We start from the raw sequence: 16744 nt of genomic DNA, 5'->3' as shown, positions 1-16744 counted from the left end.
TCACGCTCCCTTCTTCGTACGGCGTTGCGTCGGCTGGGTCACCCGGTCGAGCATCAGGCCGAGGCAGACGATCGCGGCACCGGCCACCAGACCGGTCGCGAGGTCGCCCTGGGCGAGGCCGAAGACGACGTCGTAGCCGAGGGCGCCACCGCCGACCAGGCCGCCGATGATGACGACGGCGAGGACCAGGACCACGCCCTGGTTGACGGCGAGCAGCAACGCCGGGCGGGCGAGCGGGAGCTGGACCTGGCGCAGCTGCTGCCAGCTGGTGGCACCGAGGGAGCTGGAGGACTCCATCGCCGCCGCGTCGACCTGGCGCAGGCCCTGGGTGGTGATGCGGACGACGGCGGGCAGCGCGTAGACGACGGCCGCGGCGACGGCGGGGGCGCGGCCGACGCCGAACAGGGCGACGACCGGGATGAGATAGACGAACTGCGGCATCGTCTGGAAGACGTCCAGGACGGGACGCAGGGCTCGTTCGAGGCGGTCGCTGCGGGCCGCGGCGATGCCGGTCGCGAAGCCGATGACCAGGGTGACGGCGACGGCGGCGAGGACCTGGGAGAGGGTGTCGAGGGCCGGTGTCCACACGCCGAGGACGCCGATGGCGGCCATGGCGAGGACCGCGGTGAGCGCGGTCTGCCAGGTGCCGATCAGCCAGGCCAGGGCGGCGACCACCAGCAGCACCGACCACCACGGCAGCCAGGTCAGTCCGTCCCGGAGCGGGTTGAGGACCCAGGTGGTGAAGTGGGCGGCCCAGTCGGCGGTGCCGCCGATGACGGGGACGCCGGAGTAGAGGTGGGCGGTCATCCAGTCGACGGCGCGGTTGACGGGTTCGGCGATCCGCACGGTCCAGGCGTCGGGCCAGTCGAGGCGGCCCATGAGACGTCCGGCGACGGCGATCGCGAGGGCGGCGACGAGGGCGTACGGCCATCCCGTGCGGCGCGGCTCCGCGGACGTGGAGCCGTGGCCGGCCGCTCCGGTGACGCGGTCCAGGACGACGGCCAGCAGCACGATCGGGATGCCGGCGGCGAGGGCCGCGCCGACGTCGACGGAGGCGAGCGCCTGGTAGACGCGGTCGCCGAGGCCGCCGGCGCCGATGACCGACGCGATGACGGCCATCGACAGGGCCATCATGATCGTCTGGTTGAGACCGAGGAGGAGTTCCTTGCGGGCCAGCGGGATGCGGGCGGTCAGCAGGCCCTGGCGGGCGGTCGCGCCGAGGGACCGCACCGCCTCCAGCACCTCCTTGTCGGCGCCGCGCAGGCCGAGCGCGGTGAGGCGGGCCATGGGCGGGGCGGCGTAGACGACCGTGGCGAGGACGGCGGCGGGGACGCCCATGCCGAAGACCAGGACGACGGGGAGGAGGTAGGCGTAGGCCGGGAGGACCTGCATGGTGTCGAGGACCGGGCGCAGGGCCCTGTTCAGGCGGTCGGAGAGTCCGCCGGCCAACCCGAGCAGCGCGCCCACGGCGACGGACGCGATGACGGCCACGACCATCAGGGCCAGGGTCTGCATGGTCGGCACCCACATGCCCAGCCAGCCGCAGGTGAGGAACGCGGCCACGGTGCCCAGGGCGAGGCGGAGGCCCGCGACCCGCCAGGCGACCAGGGCGCTCAGGGCCGTCACGCCGGCCCAGCCGGCCGCGAGCAGCACCAGGTAGACGGCCCGTACGCAGAGCACGATCGCGTTGCTGACGTGGCCGAAGAAGTAGAGGAAGAGGGGGTGGGTGTCGCGGTTGTCGACGATCCAGGTGCTGGTGTCGGTGAGGGGCTTGGTGAGGTCGACGGTCAGGGCGTCCGGCCAGGCGCCGCCGGCCCAGCGGGCGTTCGCCAGGGGGACGAGGACGGCGGCGGCCAGGGCGAGCAGCCCGAGCTTGTGGACGGCCCGGTGCCTGAGGACGGCGGGCACGGTACGCGGGGAGAAGACGGTGATCGCAGCCATCAGACCGCCTCCTTCGCCGTTCCGGCCACCACCCCGAGCAGCCCGTCGGCGTCCACCACCCCGACGCACCGTCCCTGGGCCACGACCCGTGCCGGCTCGCCCGAGCGGGCCACGGCCTCGATCGCCTCCGAGACCGTGGCGTCCGGCGCCACCGCCGGGCCGGTGACCGCGTCCCCGTCCGTGGGCGTACGCATCGCCGTCCGCACCGTCAGGACCTGCTCGCGCGGTACGTCGCGGACGAACTCGCGGACGTAGTCGTCGGCCGGAGAGCCCACGATCTCCTCCTGGGTGCCCAGTTGGACGACCTTGCCGTCGCGCATCAGGGCGATGCGGTCGCCCAGCTTCAGGGCCTCGTTCAGGTCGTGGGTGATGAAGACCATCGTGCGGCCCTCCTCGCGGTGCAGGCGGACGACCTCCTCCTGCATGTCCCGGCGGATCAGCGGGTCGAGCGCGCTGAAGGGCTCGTCGAAGAGGAGGACCTCCGGGTCCGCCGCCAATGCCCGGGCGAGGCCCACGCGTTGGCGCTGGCCGCCGGAGAGCTGGCCGGGCCTGCGCTGTTCCATGCCCTCCAGACCGACCTTGGCGACGACCTCGGCCGCGCGCGCCCGGCGTTCGGCCTTGCCCACGCCCTGGATCTCCAGGCCGTAGGCGACGTTGTCGAGGACCGTGCGGTGCGGGAGGAGGCCGAAGTGCTGGAAGACCATGGCGGCGCGGTGCCGGCGCAGTTCGCGCAGCCGGGGCTTGTCCATGGCGCGGACGTCCTCGCCGTCGATGGCGATGGTGCCGGCCGTCGGCTCGATGAGCCGGGTCAGACAGCGCACCAGCGTGGACTTGCCCGAGCCGGACAGGCCCATCACCACGAAGACCTCGCCCTTGCGGACGTCGAAGGAGACGTCCCGGACGGCGGCGGTGCAGCCGGTGCGGGCGCGGAGGCCGGCGGGGTCGAGGGCGGCGAGTTCGGCGTCGGCGGGGATCCGGTCGGCCTTCGGACCGAAGACCTTCCAGAGCCCGTTCACGGAGAAGACAGGGGTCTCGGAGACAGGGGTCCCGGACGTGGAGGTCCCGGAGACAGAGGTCCCGGACATAGAGGTCTCGGAGTTAGGGGTCCCGAAGTCAGGGGTCCCGGAGACAACAGAGCCACTCATCACGCACCGCCTCCGATCAGGTCCACGGCTTTCTCACCGACCATGAGCACCCCGATCATCGGGTTCACGGCCGTCATCGTCGGGAAGACCGACGCGTCGGCGATCCGGATGCCGTCCAGGCCGCGGATGCGCAACTCGGGGTCGACCACGGCGAGTTCGTCGTCCACGGCGCCCATGCGGCAGGTGCCCGCCGGGTGGTACACGGTGTGGGCGACCTTGCGGGCGTACTCGCTCAGTTCCTCGTCGCCGGTGACGTCCGGGCCCGGGCACACCTCGCGCTTGAGCCAGCCCGCCAGCGGCTCGGTCCGCGCGATCTCACGGGCGATGCGGATGCCGTCCACCAGGGTGCGGGCGTCGTAGTCGTCCTCGTCGGTGAAGTAGCGGAAGTCCAGGGCCGGTTTGACCGACGGGTCGGCGCTGGTCAGGTAGAGGCGGCCGCGGCTCTTCGGCTTGGGGATGTTGGGGGTCATCGAGACGCCGTACGCGGGGCGTTCGTAGCCCAGTCGCTCGGGGTTGTCGGTGAAGGGGACCTGGTAGAAGTGGAACATCAGGTCCGGGCCCAGGTGTTCGGGGTCGCGGCGGACGAACAGGCCCGCGTCGGAGTCCATCGCGGAGTTCTCCGGGATGGGGCCGTTCGTCTCCCAGACGATGACCGACTCGGGGTGGTCGAGGAGGTTCTCGCCGACTCCGGGCAGGTCGTGCACGACGGGTATGCCGAGGGCTTCGAGGTCACGGGCGGGGCCGATGCCCGAGTGCAGGAGCAGCCTCGGCGAGTCGACGGCGCCCGCGCACAGCAGCACCTCGTTACGGGCGCGTACGACGAACTCCTCGCCGTCCTTGGCGCGGACATGGACGCCGCGGGCGTGCGTGCCGTCCAGGTCGAGCCGGTACGCCCAGGTCTCCAGCAGGATCGTGAGGTTGGGGCGTTCGTCCATCACCGGGTGCAGATACGCCACGGACGCCGAGGACCGCTTGTTGTTCTCGGGGTGGTAGGCGAGGTCGAAGAAGCCGACGCCGTCGTCGAAGGGCCGCCGGTTGAAGCCCTCGACGCGCGGGACGCCCGTCGCCTTCTGGGCGGCGTCGACGAAGTCGCGGGCGATGGCGTTCCGGTCCTTCTCGTCGACGGGGACGATGTTGTTGAGCAGCCGGGCGTAGTACGCCTCCATCGGCACCGCACCCCAGCCCTTGGCGCCGTTCGCCTCCCACTCGTCCCAGTCGGACGGCAGCGGCTTGAAGGAGATCAGGGTGTTGTGCGAGGAGCAGCCGCCCAGGACGCGGGCGCGGCTGTGCCGGATGTGGGAGTTGCCGCGGGGCTGCTCCACCGTCGGGTAGTCGTAGTCGAGGTCGCCGCCGAGGAGGCCCATCCAGCGGCGCAGGGTGAGGACGTCCTCGCGGTCGACGTCGCTGGGGCCGCCCTCGATGACGGCGACGGTGACGTCGGGGTTCTCGGTGAGGCGGGAGGCGATGACGGAACCGGCGGTGCCGCCGCCTATGACGACGTAGTCGTAGAGATGATTGTTCTCTGGCATGGGGGTACTCCTGAAGCGTGGGGGGGGTCGGCCTGCCAGTCGGCAGAGGACCGGCCTGCGAACGGCGAACAGCAAACGGCTCAGCCGGCGAACCAGCGGACCGGCTTCGGCGCGAGGTTCTGGTAGACGTGCTTGCTCTCGCGGTACTCGGCGAGCCCGGCGGGGCCCAGCTCACGCCCCGTCCCGCTCTTGCCGAAGCCGCCCCACTCCGCCTGCGGGAGATAGGGGTGGAAGTCGTTGATCCAGACGGTGCCGTGCCGCAGTCGGCCGGCGACGCGGCGGGCGCGTCCCGCGTCTGCGGTCCAGACGGCGCCGGCGAGGCCGTACTCGGTGTCGTTGGCGAGGAAGACCGCCTCGTCCTCCGTACGGAAGGTCTCGACGGTGAGGACCGGGCCGAAGACCTCCTCGCGGACGACCTTCATCTCGCGGTGGCAGGCGTCGAGGACGGTCGGCTCGTAGAAGAATCCGTCGCCGAGCCCCTCCGGCCGCTTGCCGCCCGTGCGCAGCACCGCGCCCTCCGCCAGCGCCGAGGCGACGTAGGCTTCGACCTTGGCGCGCTGCTGCTCGGAGACGAGCGGGCCGCACTCGACGCCGTCGTCGGTGCCTCGGCCCAGCCTGATCCGGCTTGCCCGGGCGGCGAGTTCGGCGACGAAGCGCTCACGCACCGACTCCTCGACGATCAGCCGACCGCCCGCCGAGCAGACCTGGCCGCTGTGGATGAAGGCCGCGTTGAGAGCCTGGTCGACGGCGGTGTCGAAGCCCTCCTCGGTGGCGCAGGCGTCGGCGAAGACGACGTTGGGGTTCTTGCCGCCGAGTTCCAGGGCGACCTTCTTGACCGAAGGGGCCGCGGCCTGCGCCACCTTGGTGCCGCTGACCAGGCCGCCGGTGAAGGAGACGAGGTCGACGTCGGGGTGCTCGGCGAGCCGGGCGCCGACCGAGGCGCCGGGCCCGGTGACGATGTTGGCGACCCCGGCCGGGAGACCGGCCTCCACCAGCAGCTCGATCAGGGCGACGGTCGTCAGCGGGGTGATCTCGCTGGGCTTGACGACGAAGGTGTTCCCCGCGGCGAGCGCCGGAGCGATCTTCCAACTGGCCTGGAGGAGCGGGTAGTTCCACGGGGTGATGAGGGCGCAGACCCCCACCGGCTCGTGCACCACGACGCTGTGGATGTCGGGCGAGCCCGCGTCGACGACCCGGCCGCCGGACTCGGCGGCGACGAGACCGGCGAAGTAGCGGAAGGCGTCGGCGACACAGTCGATGTCGACGCGGCCCTCTTCGAGGGTCTTGCCCGCGTCGCGGCTCTCCAGCAGGCCGAGCCGTTCGCGGTCGCGCATGAGGAGGTCGGCGACGCGGTAGAGCAGGGCGGCGCGCTCGGCGACCGGGGTGCGGGGCCAGTCGCCGTGGTCGAAGGCCTCGCGGGCGGCGGCGACGGCCAGGTCGGTGTCCTTCTCGTCCCCTTCGGCGACGACGGCGAAGGGCTGCGCGTCAGCGGGGTCGATGATGTCGCGGGTCGCGCCGGAGAGGGCTGCGCGCCACTCGCCACCCGCGTGGATCGTCTGCTGGGCCTGCTGTCCGGCCATGATCGGTGTTGCCTTCCGTTCCTGGTTCGCTCCCCTGAGTCACACGGATGTCACCCAGCGGGACCGTCAGCGCCTGCCCTCGCCCCCGCATTGCATGCGCAATCAAGGCTGGAAAGTGCTCCGCATCACTGAACATGCGGGCAAATAGGGCGAATCGTACGCTGAGTGAGGGCCCGCATGTGGCGGCCACCACACGACCGCGGCAGCAGCCACCACACCGGCGACCGCAGCGGCCACCGCATGCGCACCCCGGAGGTGACGCATGGCAGGAAAAGCACTCGCCTGGGTGACGGCCGCGCTGCTGCTCTCACCGGTCCTCATCGCCGCGGACGACGGCGACGACCTCACCGCGCGGCAACTCGCCGACCAGGCGAAGGACAACCTCCTCGACGCGAAGTCCGTCCATCTGAAGCTGACCGACCGCAGCACCGACACGCGGACCAGCACCACCCAGCCGACCTCGATGGATCTCGCCCTCGACCAGGACGGCAACTGCGTGGGCTCGATGGAGATGGGGGCGCACGGCGGCAGCGTGGAGATCGTCAAACAGGGTGACGAGGTGTGGATGAAGCCGGACGCCGACTTCTGGAAGGCCCAGGTGCCGGGCGGCCAGGGCGACGCGGTCGCCGAGCTCTTCAAGAACCGCTACATCCACGGCTCCACCAGCGACGCCATGCTCAAGGGCATGGCCGACACCTGCGATCTGACCTCCTTCCAGAAGGAGGTCGCGGGCGACGAGGACGGCGCGACGCCCCTGACGAAGGGCGACGAGACGACCGTCGACGGGACGAAGGTCATCCCGCTCAAGGGCACGGAGGACGGCAAGCAGGAGGTCCTGTACGTCACTTCGGACTCCCCGCACCGGCTGGTGAAGGCCACTCAGCACGGCGGCGGCACCGACCTGACGCTGACCTTCACGGACTACGACAAGCCGGTGCCGACGGCGACGCCCTCCGCCGACGAGTCGGTGGACGTGGGGAAGCTGCAGGAGGAGCTGCAGGGCGTGTGAAGCGCCGAAAGGCCTCAGTACGTGAAGTCGGCCGGCGGATCCTCCCCCACCCGCCCGTCGATCGACTCCCGGATCAGGTCGGCCTGCCCCACATGACGGGCGTACTCCTCGATCAGGTCCGCGAGGATGCGGCGCAGGCTCGGCGAGTCCCCGTTCCGGCCGGTGTAGTGGGCGAGCTGATCGAGCCCGCCCTCCGGGAGAACCTTCCGGACGTTCGCCCGGGACCGGACGACCGCGGCCCCCCACAGGGCGTACAGCTGCTCGGGCGTGTCCTGCCCGGCCGAGCGCCACTCCCAGCCGGGCTCCGCCTCCCAGTCCACGGTGTTCCAGGGCGCGCCCGGGTCCTCCCCCAGCAGCCGCAGGGTGAAGTAGTCGGCCTCCACCAGTGCCAGATGCTTGAGCAGCCCGCCCAGCGTGATCGACGAAGGGGCGAGCCGCGTGTTCAGCGCGGCCGCGTCCAGCCCCTCGCACTTCCAGGCGAACGTCCTGCGCTGCCGCTCCAGGGACCCGATCAGGGTGTCGGCCTCGCTGCCCGCGACGGGCGGCTCCAGAAGAATCTCCTCGCTCATGGGAAGCACGCTACGGTCCATTCCGGACGATCCACGACCGGAATGACAAGAGCTTCCTGATGCCCCACGCGGAACACGCCGAGCACACCGCACACGCAGAACACCCCGGACACGCCCGACACACCGAAAGCCCCACCGCCCGCGCCCTCCGCACCCTCGAACTCCTCCAGCACAGCCCCGGCATCACCGCCGACCGTCTCGCCGCCCACCTCGGCGTCTCGGAGCGCGCCGCCCGTCGCTATGTGGGCATCCTGCGCGAGGCCGGCATCCCGGTGGAGTCCACGCGGGGCCCCTACGGCGGCTACCGCGTCGGCCGCGGCCTGCGCGTACCGCCCCTGATGTTCACGTCACAGGAGGCGCTGGCGCTGGTCATGGCGGTACTGGAAGGCCATCATGACGCGGCCGACCCGGCCGGCCCGGTGGGCGGCGCGCTCGGCAAGATCGTGCGGGTGCTGCCGGCGCCGGTCGCGCATCCGGCGGAGGCGGTCCGCAGGGTGCGCACCAAGGGCCCGGAAGCCACCGCCCCCGACCCCGCCACCACGGCCGCCCTCGTCCAGGCGGCCGCCGACCGGCACCGGCTCCGCGTCGGCTACGACCTGGGCACGAAGGGCGTACGCCCCATGGAGATCGACCCGTGGGCCGTCGCCGTCCGCCACGGCCGCTGGTACCTGCTGTGCTGGTCGCACACCGCCGACGCCCGCCGGGTGCTGCGCGTCGACCGGGTCGTCGAAGTGACCGTGCTCGACGGGACGTTCACGCCGCCCGAGGACCTCGACCCGCTCGACACCCTCGAAGCGCACCTCGCCGAGGGCTGGTCGTACGAGGTGGAGGTCGTCGTCGAGGCCCCCGCCGATCTCGTCGCCCAGTGGCTGCCGCGCAGTCTCGGCCGCGCCGAGCCGCTCGACGCGCACACCACCCGTCTGCTGGCGACGACGGACGAGCCGGAGTGGTACGCCGCCCAGCTCACCGCGCTCAGGGCGCCGTTCCGTGTCGTGCGGCCGCCCGAGCTGCGGGAGGCGGTGCGCACGCTGGGGCGCCGCTTCCTCGCCGCCGCGGCCATGGACCCCGCAGCGGCCACAGCCCCCGCCTCAGCCATGGACTCCGGCGAATCCTTTGACTAAAGTCAAAGAACTATGGACCCCGTGTCAGCGGACCACGTCACCACCCTCCGCCGGTTCAACCGCTACTTCACCCGCCGGATCGGCGTCCTGGACGACCACTACCTCGGCCAGGACCGCCCCCTCGGCGAGGCCCGGCTGCTGTTCGAGATCGGCGACGGGGCCTCCCTGCGCGAACTGCGCACCCGCCTCGGCCTGGACGCCGGCTATCTGAGCCGGATGGCGAAGGCCCTGGAGGCGCAGGGCCTGGTCCGGCTGAGCGCGCACCCTGGCGACAACCGGCTGCGGATGGTCCAACCGACCCCCGCCGGACGGGTCGAGCTTAAGGAGCAGAACCGGCGGGCGGACGCCCTCGCCACCGGCCTCCTCGAAGGTCTCACCGCCGACCAGCGCGCCGAGCTGACCGGAGCCATGGCCACCGTCCAGCGTCTGCTGCGCCTCGCGGCCATCACCGTCACCCTCGTCGACGGCGCCGCCCCGGACGCCCGCGCCTGCCTGGACGCCTACGCCGCCGACCTCGACGCCCGCTTCCCCGAGGGCTTCGACACGTCCGATCTCGTCGGCCCGGAGGAGGTGTCCGGTGCGGCGGGCGCGTTCTTCGTGGCGTACGAGGAGGGCCGCCCGGTCGGCTGCGGGGCGCTGCGCCGCCTGGAGCCGGGCGTCGGCGAGCTCCGGCACGTGTGGGTGCGCCAGGACGCCCGCCGCCTGGGCCTGGCCCGCCGACTGCTCGCGGCGCTGGAAGGCGAGGCCACCGCGCGCGGCCTCACGCTCCTGCGCCTCGACACGCACGCCACCCTCACCGAGGCGCAGACGATGTACCGGGCGTGCGGGTACACGGAGATCCCGTCGTACGCGGACCACGTCTACGCCGACCACTGGTTCGAGAAGCGGCTATAGCCCCCCTGATGCCCGCCTCCCTTCCGTCCAGTCGGCCATCAACTCCCGTACGGTCCCGCGCAGCCAGGCATGGGCCGGATCGGCGTCGTGCCGCGGATGCCACGCCAACCCCAGGCGCAGCGGCGGCAGTTGCAGCGGGATGTCGAAGGTGACCAGGCCCAGGCTCTGCGACAGGGGCAGCGCCCAGGTGGTGGACAGTCCGACCAGATCGGTGTCGCGGACGACGAACAGCGACGACGGGTAGGTCCCGACCGACCCCACCACCCGCCGTTTCAGACCGAGTTCGGCGAGCGCCGCATCGATCGGACCGTGCAGCTTCCCGCGCCGGGAGACGATCAGATGGTCGGCCTCCGTCGCGAACCGCTCCGCCGTCAACTCCCCTTGCAGCAGCGGATGTCCGGCCCGTACGACGCCGACCATACGGTCCTCCAGCAGCGTCTCCGCATGCACCTCGGGCTGCGTCTGGTCCACCACCCCGACCTCGAGGTCGGCGGTCCCCTCGCGCAGGAGCGGCGCGTCGACATGGCTCTCGCCGAGGTACCGGATGCGGATGCCGGGCGCCTCGGCGGCGGCCCGGGCGAACAGGGCCGGGCCGTGGGAGGCGGCGATCGCGTCGTGCCCGAGGATGGTGAACGTCCGCTCCACCGTGCGCAGATCGGTGTCCTGCCCCGGCGCGAACAACGCCCGCGCACGCTCCACCACCGCGCTCACCTCGGCCCGCACGGCGAGCGCGCGCGGCGTCGGCACCATCTGCCGCCCGGCCCGCACCAGCACGGGGTCACCGAGCGCCTTGCGGATCCGGCCGAGGGTGCGCGACATGGCGGGCTCGGACAGATGCAGCCGCCGGGCGGCACCGCCCACGCTCTGTTCCTCCAGCAGCACATCGAGCGCGACCAGCAGGTTCAGATCCAGATTCCCGGATTGCGTCACACGCATCCATCCCTTGCAAAGCTTGCACTGGAGTGCAGGACACCTCCGACCCTACGGTGAGAAGGCATCCCAGACCAACGCCCGCTCCCCGGAGGAGCCATGCCCTCGCACGCCCTGAAACGGTCCACCCTGCTCGCCGTCTGCGCCTGTGTCCTGCTCGCCCAGAGCATGGTCGCGGCCGTCAACCTCCTGATCCCGCAGCTGAGTTCGTCCGCCCTGCATCCCTCGCACACCGAGATCCTGTGGACCGTCGACGCCTACGTCATCGCCTTCGCGGGCCTGCTCATCCCGGCGGGCGCGCTCGGCGACCGGTACGGCCGCAAGGGCGCGCTGCTCTCAGGTCTCGCCCTGTTCGCCGCGGGCGCCGCCACCAGCGCCCTCGCGCCCGGCCCGGCGCTGCTGATCGCGGGCCGGGCGGTGTGCGGGACGGGCGCCGCCCTGATCACCCCGGCGACGATGTCGATCCTGCTGCATCTCGCGGGCCCCGAGGGGCGGGCCCGTGCGATGGCCTCCTGGACGCTGGCGATCGGCGTCGGCGGCATGCTGGGCAACCTCGGCGGCGGGCTGGTCGGCCAGTTCCTCAGCTGGCGGGCGCTGTTCGCGGCGATGGTCCCGCTGGCCGCGCTCCTCGCGACGGCCGTCGCGATCACGACCCCGCGCACCCCCCGCTCCCCGCACGGCACGCTCGACCCGGTGGGCACCCTGCTCCTCACCGCGGGCCTGCTGGCGGTCCTGTTCGGCATCATCGAGGGCCCCGCCTACGGCTGGGCCTCGCCGCGCATCCTCGGCGTCTTCGCCCTGGGCGCCCTGCTGGTGGCCGTCTTCACCGCGTACGCCCGACGCGCCCGCAGGCCCCTGATCGACCCGCGCCTCTTCGTCACGTCCCCCCGGCTGCGCGCGGGCACCCTGGGCCTGGCCACCGGCTTCTTCGGCCTCTTCGCCCTCTTCTTCGTCAACTCGCAGTACCTGCAAGGCGTGAAGGGGTACGGCCCCGCCGTCACCGGCGTCGCGATCGTGCCGCTGATCGTCGGCATGGCGCTGGTGCCGAGGCTGGCGGCGCGCTGGACGTCGTACCCCCGCCCGGTCATCGGCGGCGGCCTCGCGCTCATCGGCCTCGGCCTGCTGGGCGCGTCCACGGCGGACGCGGGAACGCCCTACCCCCTGTACGCCTGCTGGCTCCTGGTGATCTCGGTCGGCACGGGCCTGTCCATGCCCGCGCTCACCCTCACCACGGCCACGTCCCTGCCGGCCCACCAGGCAGGCCTGGCCTCGGGCCTGGGCACCTCGGCCCGCGAGCTCGGCGCGGCCCTGGGCGTCGCCGTCACCGGCACCGCCCTCGCCCACCACCCCGACCTCGCCCATGGCATGGGCCCGGCCCTGCGCACGGTGGCGGCCCTGGTGCTGGTGGCGACGGCGCTGGTGGTCGCGGGGTACGGCAGGGCGAAGGTCCCGGCGGCCGGGCGGACCGAGGCCCGTACGCCTACGAACACTCCAGTCCCGTAGGGCAGAACGAGCTCAGCGCCATGGTGAGCGGTTCGCGGACCTCGGCGCGGGGCAGGTCCTCCGGGCCGCTCGCGCGGATCGCGTAGAGCGTGCCGTCGGCCGCCTCGAAGCGATGGTCGATCACCTGGCGAGCGCCCTTGTCCTCGTCGTCGTAGCGGTAGGAGAGCTCCGACCAGGTGGTGTCCTCGTCGCGTTCGAGGGCCTGGTAGCCGGGCTGGCGGGCGAAGCCGAAGCCGGGGTCGTTCTCGGCCTGGTGCAGGGACTCGGCCGGGCTGTCCTCGGCCAGCCGGAAGATCTGCAGCTGGCGGTCGTCGTCGGGGGCGTCGTAGAAGACCACCGGCGCCTTCTCGCCCTGCTTCTGTCTGCGGGTCCAGGACTCGGGGACGGCGATCGAGTAGCCGACGGGGTCGTCGGCGAGGCGGTAGCCGGGGGCGGGGGTGGGTGACGCGGGCGGGGACTGAAGGGGCGTCGCCGACGGGGTGGGCTCGAAGGTCGTCGGCTCGGGCGCCGACGTCGTGACGACCACGCTCGGGCCCGGGGTGGCATGGGCGCCCACCCCACCGTCACGGGTCAGGAACCAGACCCCGGCACCGATGCCCGAGCCCAGCACGACCATCGCGGTCAGGATGGCGAGCAGACGGCGCGGGCCGGGGGACGGTGGCGGCGGAGGCGGAGGCGGCTGGATGTACGGCTGCGGCTGGACCGGTGGCGGCGGCACGGGCGGGGGCGCCCCCCACGGCGGCGTGTTCGACGGCGGTGGGTACGGCGTCGGCGGTGTGTACGACGTCTGTGTCTCCGCCGACGCCCACGGCGGCAGGGCGCCGCTCTGCCCCTGCGTACCCCAGGCCGCCTGGCCTCTCTCCTCGCTGGGCTCGTGCTCGTCGGAACCCGAGCTGTAGCCGTTCCCTTGCCATCCGTCGTTCATCGCGAACCACCCGAATCACCTTGGCGGGTAACGTTCTTGACGGTAGCGGTGAAAACGGGCGCGGGCCCCGCCCCGGATGAAACCGGAACAGGGCCCGTGCAGGCTTGTGACGCGGAGCGCGTGACTCAGATGAGGCCGAGCGCGCGGACCGCCTCGCGCTCCTCCGCCAGCTCGGCGACGGAGGCGTCGATGCGGGAGCGGGAGAACTCGTTGATGTCCAGGCCCTGCACGATCTCGTACCGGCCGTCCTTGGTGGTGACCGGGAAGGAGGAGATCAGGCCCTCCGGGACGCCGTAGGAGCCGTCCGACGGGATGCCCATGGAGGTCCAGTCGCCGTCGGCCGTGCCGTTGACCCACGTGTACACGTGGTCGATGGCGGCGTTGGCGGCGGAGGCCGCGGAGGACGCGCCACGTGCCTCGATGATCGCCGCGCCGCGCTTGGCGACGGTCGGGATGAAGTCCTCGGCCAGCCACTTCTCGTCGCTGACGACCTCGGCGGCGTTCTTGCCGCCGACCGTGGCGTGGAAGATGTCGGGGTACTGGGTGGCGGAGTGGTTGCCCCAGATGGTCAGACGCTTGATGTCGGCGACCGTGGAGCCCGTCTTCTTCGCGAGCTGGGTCAGCGCGCGGTTGTGGTCGAGGCGGGTCATCGCGGTGAAGCGCTCGGCCGGTACGTCCGGGGCCGCGGCCTGGGCGATCAGGGCGTTGGTGTTGGCCGGGTTGCCGACGACGAGGACCTTGATGTCGTCCGCGGCGTTGTCGTTGATGGCCTTGCCCTGCGGCTTGAAGATGCCGCCGTTGGCCTCCAGGAGGTCACCGCGCTCCATGCCCTTGGTGCGGGGGCGGGCGCCGACGAGGAGGGCGACGTTGGCGCCGTCGAAGGCGACGTTCGGGTCGTCCGTGATGTCGATGCCCTGGAGGAGCGGGAAGGCGCAGTCGTCCAGCTCCATGGCGGTGCCCTCGGCGGCCTTGAGCGCCGGGGTGATCTCCAGGAGGCGGAGCTTGACCGGCACGTCCGCGCCGAGCAGCTGGCCGGAGGCGATGCGGAAGAGCAGGGCGTAACCGATCTGGCCGGCCGCGCCGGTGACGGTGACGTTCACGGGAGTGCGGGTCATGGCGTTCTCCGTATGACAGCTGGCGGTGGGCGTCCTTGCCCTGGGGTGCGGACGTACAAATGATCGATCTCTCGGCATCAAGAGATCCACCGGTCAGGCTATCGCGCATCCGGGATGCCGGACGTCCGGGTCCCTGTGGCCCACCCCACAAAGTCAGCGAAGAGCGACGGCCGCCCGTTCGGGAGAGGGGGAACGGGGCGGCCGTCGTATGGGGGTTCCGACTTGGCCGGACTCCCGTGGGGGTACGGTTCGCGTGCCCACGATTCGTCCGGCCATGCCTGCGGCCCCGGAATTCTTTTCAGCCACGGGCGACTACGAGGTGCACCCCTTCGTCCCGGCCGCCAGCGTCGCGCAGGCCTTCGCCTCGCCGGCGTCCTTCACCGCCACCATCGGGGTGTACGCGATCGTGTCCCCGGCCGTGGTGATCGAGCCGGTCTGCTGCTTGCCCCTGCCGACGGTCACGGCGACCTTGTCGCCCTGCGCGCCTCCGGTGATACGGCCCCACGCGGTACCGCACGTCTTGCTGTAGCGGACCTCCACGACGGTGGTGCCGACGGTGGCGGTCTTGGCGGTGGTCACCAGGTCGCCGCTGCAGCCCATGCTCTCCGCGTCCTTGCCCGTGCAGGAGTCACCGCTGCACTTGACCCCGGCGGGGAGGTTCGCGGGCGTGGAGGCGGTCGGGGACGGCGAGGCCTTGCCGCCCTCGTTCTTCTTGTCGCCGCCGCCGTCGGTGAGGAAGTACGCCGCACCGATGACGACGAGCACGCCGACGACACCGGCGAGGAACATCGTCAGCCGCCGCTTGCCACCGGTCCCACCGGAGCCGGGCGCCCCGGAGCCGGGTGCACCGGCACCGGACCCACCGGCCGGACGCGGGCTCTGCGCGGGTTCGCCGTACGGCGGCTGCGCGGTCGGCGACCAGGCCGGTCCGTCGGGAGCGCGTCCGCCCGCCGACGAGGGACCGGCGTACCCGGCGAGCCCCCAGGAGTTGACACCGCTTTCCCGGCTCCCCTGGGCCGACTCGCCGCGCGAGCCCTGCGCGCCTGAGGCGCCCGGCACGCCCGTGGCGTCCCGCACCTCCGGCGAGGCCGGCTGCGGCGGCACCGTCGGCGCCACGCCCGCGGGCCCGGCCACCCCCGGCGTCGCCGTGGCGCTGCCGCTCCTGCGGGCCGTCTTGCTGCCCTTGGCGCCGGCGGGCGGCGCCCCGAACTCACCGAGCGCGGCGCGCGCCTGGGAGATCCGGATGGCCTCCATGGTCATGTCGTGGCGCATCTCCGAGCGGCTCCAGGCACGCTCGGCGAGCTCCCACATCGTCGTCAGATGGATGGGATTGGTGCCGGTGACCTCGGCCAGCGCCACGATCGCGCCCTTGGGCGCGAGGAGTCTGCCGTTGAGATAACGCTCCCAGGACGTCTTGCTGTAGCCCGTGCGGTCGGCGACCGCCGCGATGCTCAGTCCGCTGCGGTCCACGAGCCGCCGCAACTGGCTTGCGAACTCCCTGACCTGCGGATCCAGTTCATCCGGCAAGGCCCTCCAACGAGGCATTGCTTCCCCCCTCTTTCCCCCCGGTCGTGCTGGCTCTTGCTGCGTTTCCCCGTGCGTGGTGCCCTCTGCCGAGTCCCCGTCTGGCTACCCACAGGGATGCGCCCGACAAGGATCTCAGTTCCCGGGGTGGGGGCGCACGGGTGCATCGGGGCCGGGGGCATGCACCGTTGCACGCCGACCCGGCCGCGGTCCAGTTCTTCAGCAACGGGACGTCCCGGACCGTCCCGATCGGTCACGGTAACCCTCTTATCGAACGGCTTCGTTGCAAATCCGCGAACTTGTCAACACATCGACACATGGGACGCACACCGCCCGTAACGCACGCCACTCGGGTACGGAGCTCACCCAAGCACCACGACACCGACGCCCGCGACGAGCGCCAGCAGAAACAGCAGCAGTACGGCGGCCAGCAGCATCCGGTTCGGGCCGCGCGGCGCCTTCGACGGCGGCGGATCCTCCCACCACGGCAGTGTGGGATCGTCCTCGTACTCCTCGGCCGCCGCGGGCTGTTCGGGGGCCGCCGCCGGGCGGGGCCAGGCCTGGACGGCGAGTTCCCAGCGGACGCCGACGCGCTCGGCCTCCGGGCCGCCCAGCCCGGCGATCCCGCACAGGGCGCTGACGGCCTGCCGGGGCGGCGGCTGCGTGGCGTTGAGATAGCGGTGCCAGGAGGACTTGCTGTACGCGGTGCGCGCGCCGAGCGCGGCCAGGCTGAGGCCGGTCGCGTCCTTCAGCCGCCGCAGCTGCTCCACGAAGTGCCGCACCTCCGGCGGCAGATCCTCCGGCAGCGACTGCCAGGCGCCCATCGCTCACCTCCACGGTGTCGGACGACACCCGGCCGGTGATCGGTTCCCCTCGCTTCTCCTGCCGTGACAGGGCCCGGACACCGTAGCGGAATGGTCACTTCCGCGGCACAGCGTGCTGACAGGCGTTGAACAGCG

At 72.3% G+C, this 16744-nt stretch carries 14 protein-coding genes; 4 read left to right on the top strand and 10 right to left on the bottom strand.

The window, feature by feature from the left end; all coding sequences use genetic code 11:
- From ACFUO4_RS20610 to ACFUO4_RS20595, 4 genes are all read right to left on the bottom strand, one after another.
- Window positions 1–1941: an ABC transporter permease gene (locus ACFUO4_RS20610; RefSeq protein WP_383486647.1), complete on the bottom strand. Its 1941-nt coding sequence runs from the start codon at window positions 1939–1941 to the stop codon at window positions 1–3.
- A complete protein-coding gene (locus ACFUO4_RS20605; protein WP_383486644.1) occupies window positions 1941–3026 on the bottom strand; it encodes a glycine betaine/L-proline ABC transporter ATP-binding protein in 1086 nt (361 codons plus the stop codon). Before ACFUO4_RS20605 ends, ACFUO4_RS20610 begins: the two co-directional genes overlap by 1 nt.
- A gap of 59 nt (window positions 3027–3085) precedes the next feature.
- Complete coding sequence (locus ACFUO4_RS20600) at window positions 3086–4615, bottom strand: GMC family oxidoreductase (RefSeq protein WP_383486641.1); 1530 nt, start codon at window positions 4613–4615, stop codon at window positions 3086–3088.
- Window positions 4616–4695: 80 nt separating this feature from the next.
- Complete coding sequence (locus ACFUO4_RS20595; RefSeq protein ID WP_383486638.1) at window positions 4696–6195, bottom strand: aldehyde dehydrogenase family protein; 1500 nt, start codon at window positions 6193–6195, stop codon at window positions 4696–4698.
- A 262-nt stretch (window positions 6196–6457) separates the two neighbouring features.
- Between ACFUO4_RS20595 and ACFUO4_RS20590 the strand changes: the two genes are divergently transcribed.
- Window positions 6458–7204, top strand: coding sequence for a hypothetical protein (locus ACFUO4_RS20590; protein ID WP_383486635.1), 747 nt, complete (start codon window positions 6458–6460; stop codon window positions 7202–7204).
- Window positions 7205–7218: 14 nt separating this feature from the next.
- Here ACFUO4_RS20590 and ACFUO4_RS20585 read toward each other — a convergent pair whose 3' ends face one another.
- Entirely contained in the window at window positions 7219–7773 is a 555-nt protein-coding gene (locus ACFUO4_RS20585; protein ID WP_079311872.1) for a DinB family protein, read from the bottom strand.
- Between the two features lie 59 nt (window positions 7774–7832).
- On the opposite strand from ACFUO4_RS20585, the gene ACFUO4_RS20580 reads away from it, so the two are divergent.
- Both ACFUO4_RS20580 and ACFUO4_RS20575 read left to right on the top strand, forming a co-directional pair.
- Complete coding sequence (locus tag ACFUO4_RS20580; RefSeq protein ID WP_383486632.1) at window positions 7833–8894, top strand: helix-turn-helix transcriptional regulator; 1062 nt, start codon at window positions 7833–7835, stop codon at window positions 8892–8894.
- Window positions 8895–8906: 12 nt separating this feature from the next.
- On the top strand, window positions 8907–9788 hold the full coding sequence (locus ACFUO4_RS20575) for a GNAT family N-acetyltransferase (RefSeq protein ID WP_383486629.1): 882 nt from the start codon (window positions 8907–8909) through the stop codon (window positions 9786–9788).
- Here the strand turns inward: ACFUO4_RS20575 and ACFUO4_RS20570 are convergent.
- Window positions 9783–10724 carry a LysR family transcriptional regulator gene (locus ACFUO4_RS20570; protein WP_383486626.1) on the bottom strand — a complete coding sequence of 314 codons (942 nt, stop codon included), beginning with the start codon at window positions 10722–10724 and terminating at the stop codon, window positions 9783–9785. The genes ACFUO4_RS20575 and ACFUO4_RS20570 overlap by 6 nt on opposite strands.
- 93 nt (window positions 10725–10817) lie before the next feature.
- Between ACFUO4_RS20570 and ACFUO4_RS20565 the strand changes: the two genes are divergently transcribed.
- Complete coding sequence (locus ACFUO4_RS20565) at window positions 10818–12221, top strand: MFS transporter (RefSeq protein WP_383486623.1); 1404 nt, start codon at window positions 10818–10820, stop codon at window positions 12219–12221.
- Here ACFUO4_RS20565 and ACFUO4_RS20560 read toward each other — a convergent pair.
- The 4 genes from ACFUO4_RS20560 to ACFUO4_RS20545 form a co-directional block, all read right to left on the bottom strand.
- Entirely contained in the window at window positions 12199–13146 is a 948-nt protein-coding gene (locus tag ACFUO4_RS20560; protein ID WP_383486620.1) for a hypothetical protein, read from the bottom strand. The genes ACFUO4_RS20565 and ACFUO4_RS20560 overlap by 23 nt on opposite strands.
- Window positions 13147–13271: 125 nt before the next feature.
- Window positions 13272–14261 (bottom strand): malate dehydrogenase, encoded by a 990-nt coding sequence (locus ACFUO4_RS20555; RefSeq protein WP_079311869.1) that lies wholly within the window; start codon window positions 14259–14261, stop codon window positions 13272–13274.
- A 312-nt stretch (window positions 14262–14573) separates the two neighbouring features.
- Complete coding sequence (locus ACFUO4_RS20550; protein ID WP_383486617.1) at window positions 14574–15788, bottom strand: DUF2690 domain-containing protein; 1215 nt, start codon at window positions 15786–15788, stop codon at window positions 14574–14576.
- 359 nt (window positions 15789–16147) lie between these two features.
- Window positions 16148–16609 (bottom strand): helix-turn-helix domain-containing protein, encoded by a 462-nt coding sequence (locus ACFUO4_RS20545; RefSeq protein ID WP_383486614.1) that lies wholly within the window; start codon window positions 16607–16609, stop codon window positions 16148–16150.
- Between the last annotated feature and the right edge of the window lie 135 nt (window positions 16610–16744).

The sequence above is a fragment of the Streptomyces sp. NPDC057280 genome, assembly GCF_042668605.1.
Taxonomy (GTDB): domain Bacteria; phylum Actinomycetota; class Actinomycetes; order Streptomycetales; family Streptomycetaceae; genus Streptomyces.
This window is presented reverse-complemented; position numbering and strand designations above follow the sequence as displayed.

Bases quoted from the DNA above. Each gene is read 5' to 3' on its own strand.
- ACFUO4_RS20545 (WP_383486614.1), bottom strand. From the start codon at position 16,609: ATGGGCGCCTGGCAGTCGCTGCCGGAGGATCTGCCGCCGGAGGTGCGG.
- ACFUO4_RS20585 (WP_079311872.1), bottom strand. From the start codon at position 7,773: ATGAGCGAGGAGATTCTTCTGGAGCCGCCCGTCGCGGGCAGCGAGGCC.
- ACFUO4_RS20590 (WP_383486635.1), top strand. From the start codon at position 6,458: ATGGCAGGAAAAGCACTCGCCTGGGTGACGGCCGCGCTGCTGCTCTCA.
- ACFUO4_RS20555 (WP_079311869.1), bottom strand. From the start codon at position 14,261: ATGACCCGCACTCCCGTGAACGTCACCGTCACCGGCGCGGCCGGCCAG.
- ACFUO4_RS20575 (WP_383486629.1), top strand. From the start codon at position 8,907: ATGGACCCCGTGTCAGCGGACCACGTCACCACCCTCCGCCGGTTCAAC.
- ACFUO4_RS20560 (WP_383486620.1), bottom strand. From the start codon at position 13,146: ATGAACGACGGATGGCAAGGGAACGGCTACAGCTCGGGTTCCGACGAG.
- ACFUO4_RS20565 (WP_383486623.1), top strand. From the start codon at position 10,818: ATGCCCTCGCACGCCCTGAAACGGTCCACCCTGCTCGCCGTCTGCGCC.
- ACFUO4_RS20600 (WP_383486641.1), bottom strand. From the start codon at position 4,615: ATGCCAGAGAACAATCATCTCTACGACTACGTCGTCATAGGCGGCGGC.
- ACFUO4_RS20570 (WP_383486626.1), bottom strand. From the start codon at position 10,724: ATGCGTGTGACGCAATCCGGGAATCTGGATCTGAACCTGCTGGTCGCG.
- ACFUO4_RS20605 (WP_383486644.1), bottom strand. From the start codon at position 3,026: ATGTCCGGGACCTCTGTCTCCGGGACCTCCACGTCCGGGACCCCTGTC.
- ACFUO4_RS20580 (WP_383486632.1), top strand. From the start codon at position 7,833: ATGCCCCACGCGGAACACGCCGAGCACACCGCACACGCAGAACACCCC.
- ACFUO4_RS20595 (WP_383486638.1), bottom strand. From the start codon at position 6,195: ATGGCCGGACAGCAGGCCCAGCAGACGATCCACGCGGGTGGCGAGTGG.
- ACFUO4_RS20610 (WP_383486647.1), bottom strand. From the start codon at position 1,941: ATGGCTGCGATCACCGTCTTCTCCCCGCGTACCGTGCCCGCCGTCCTC.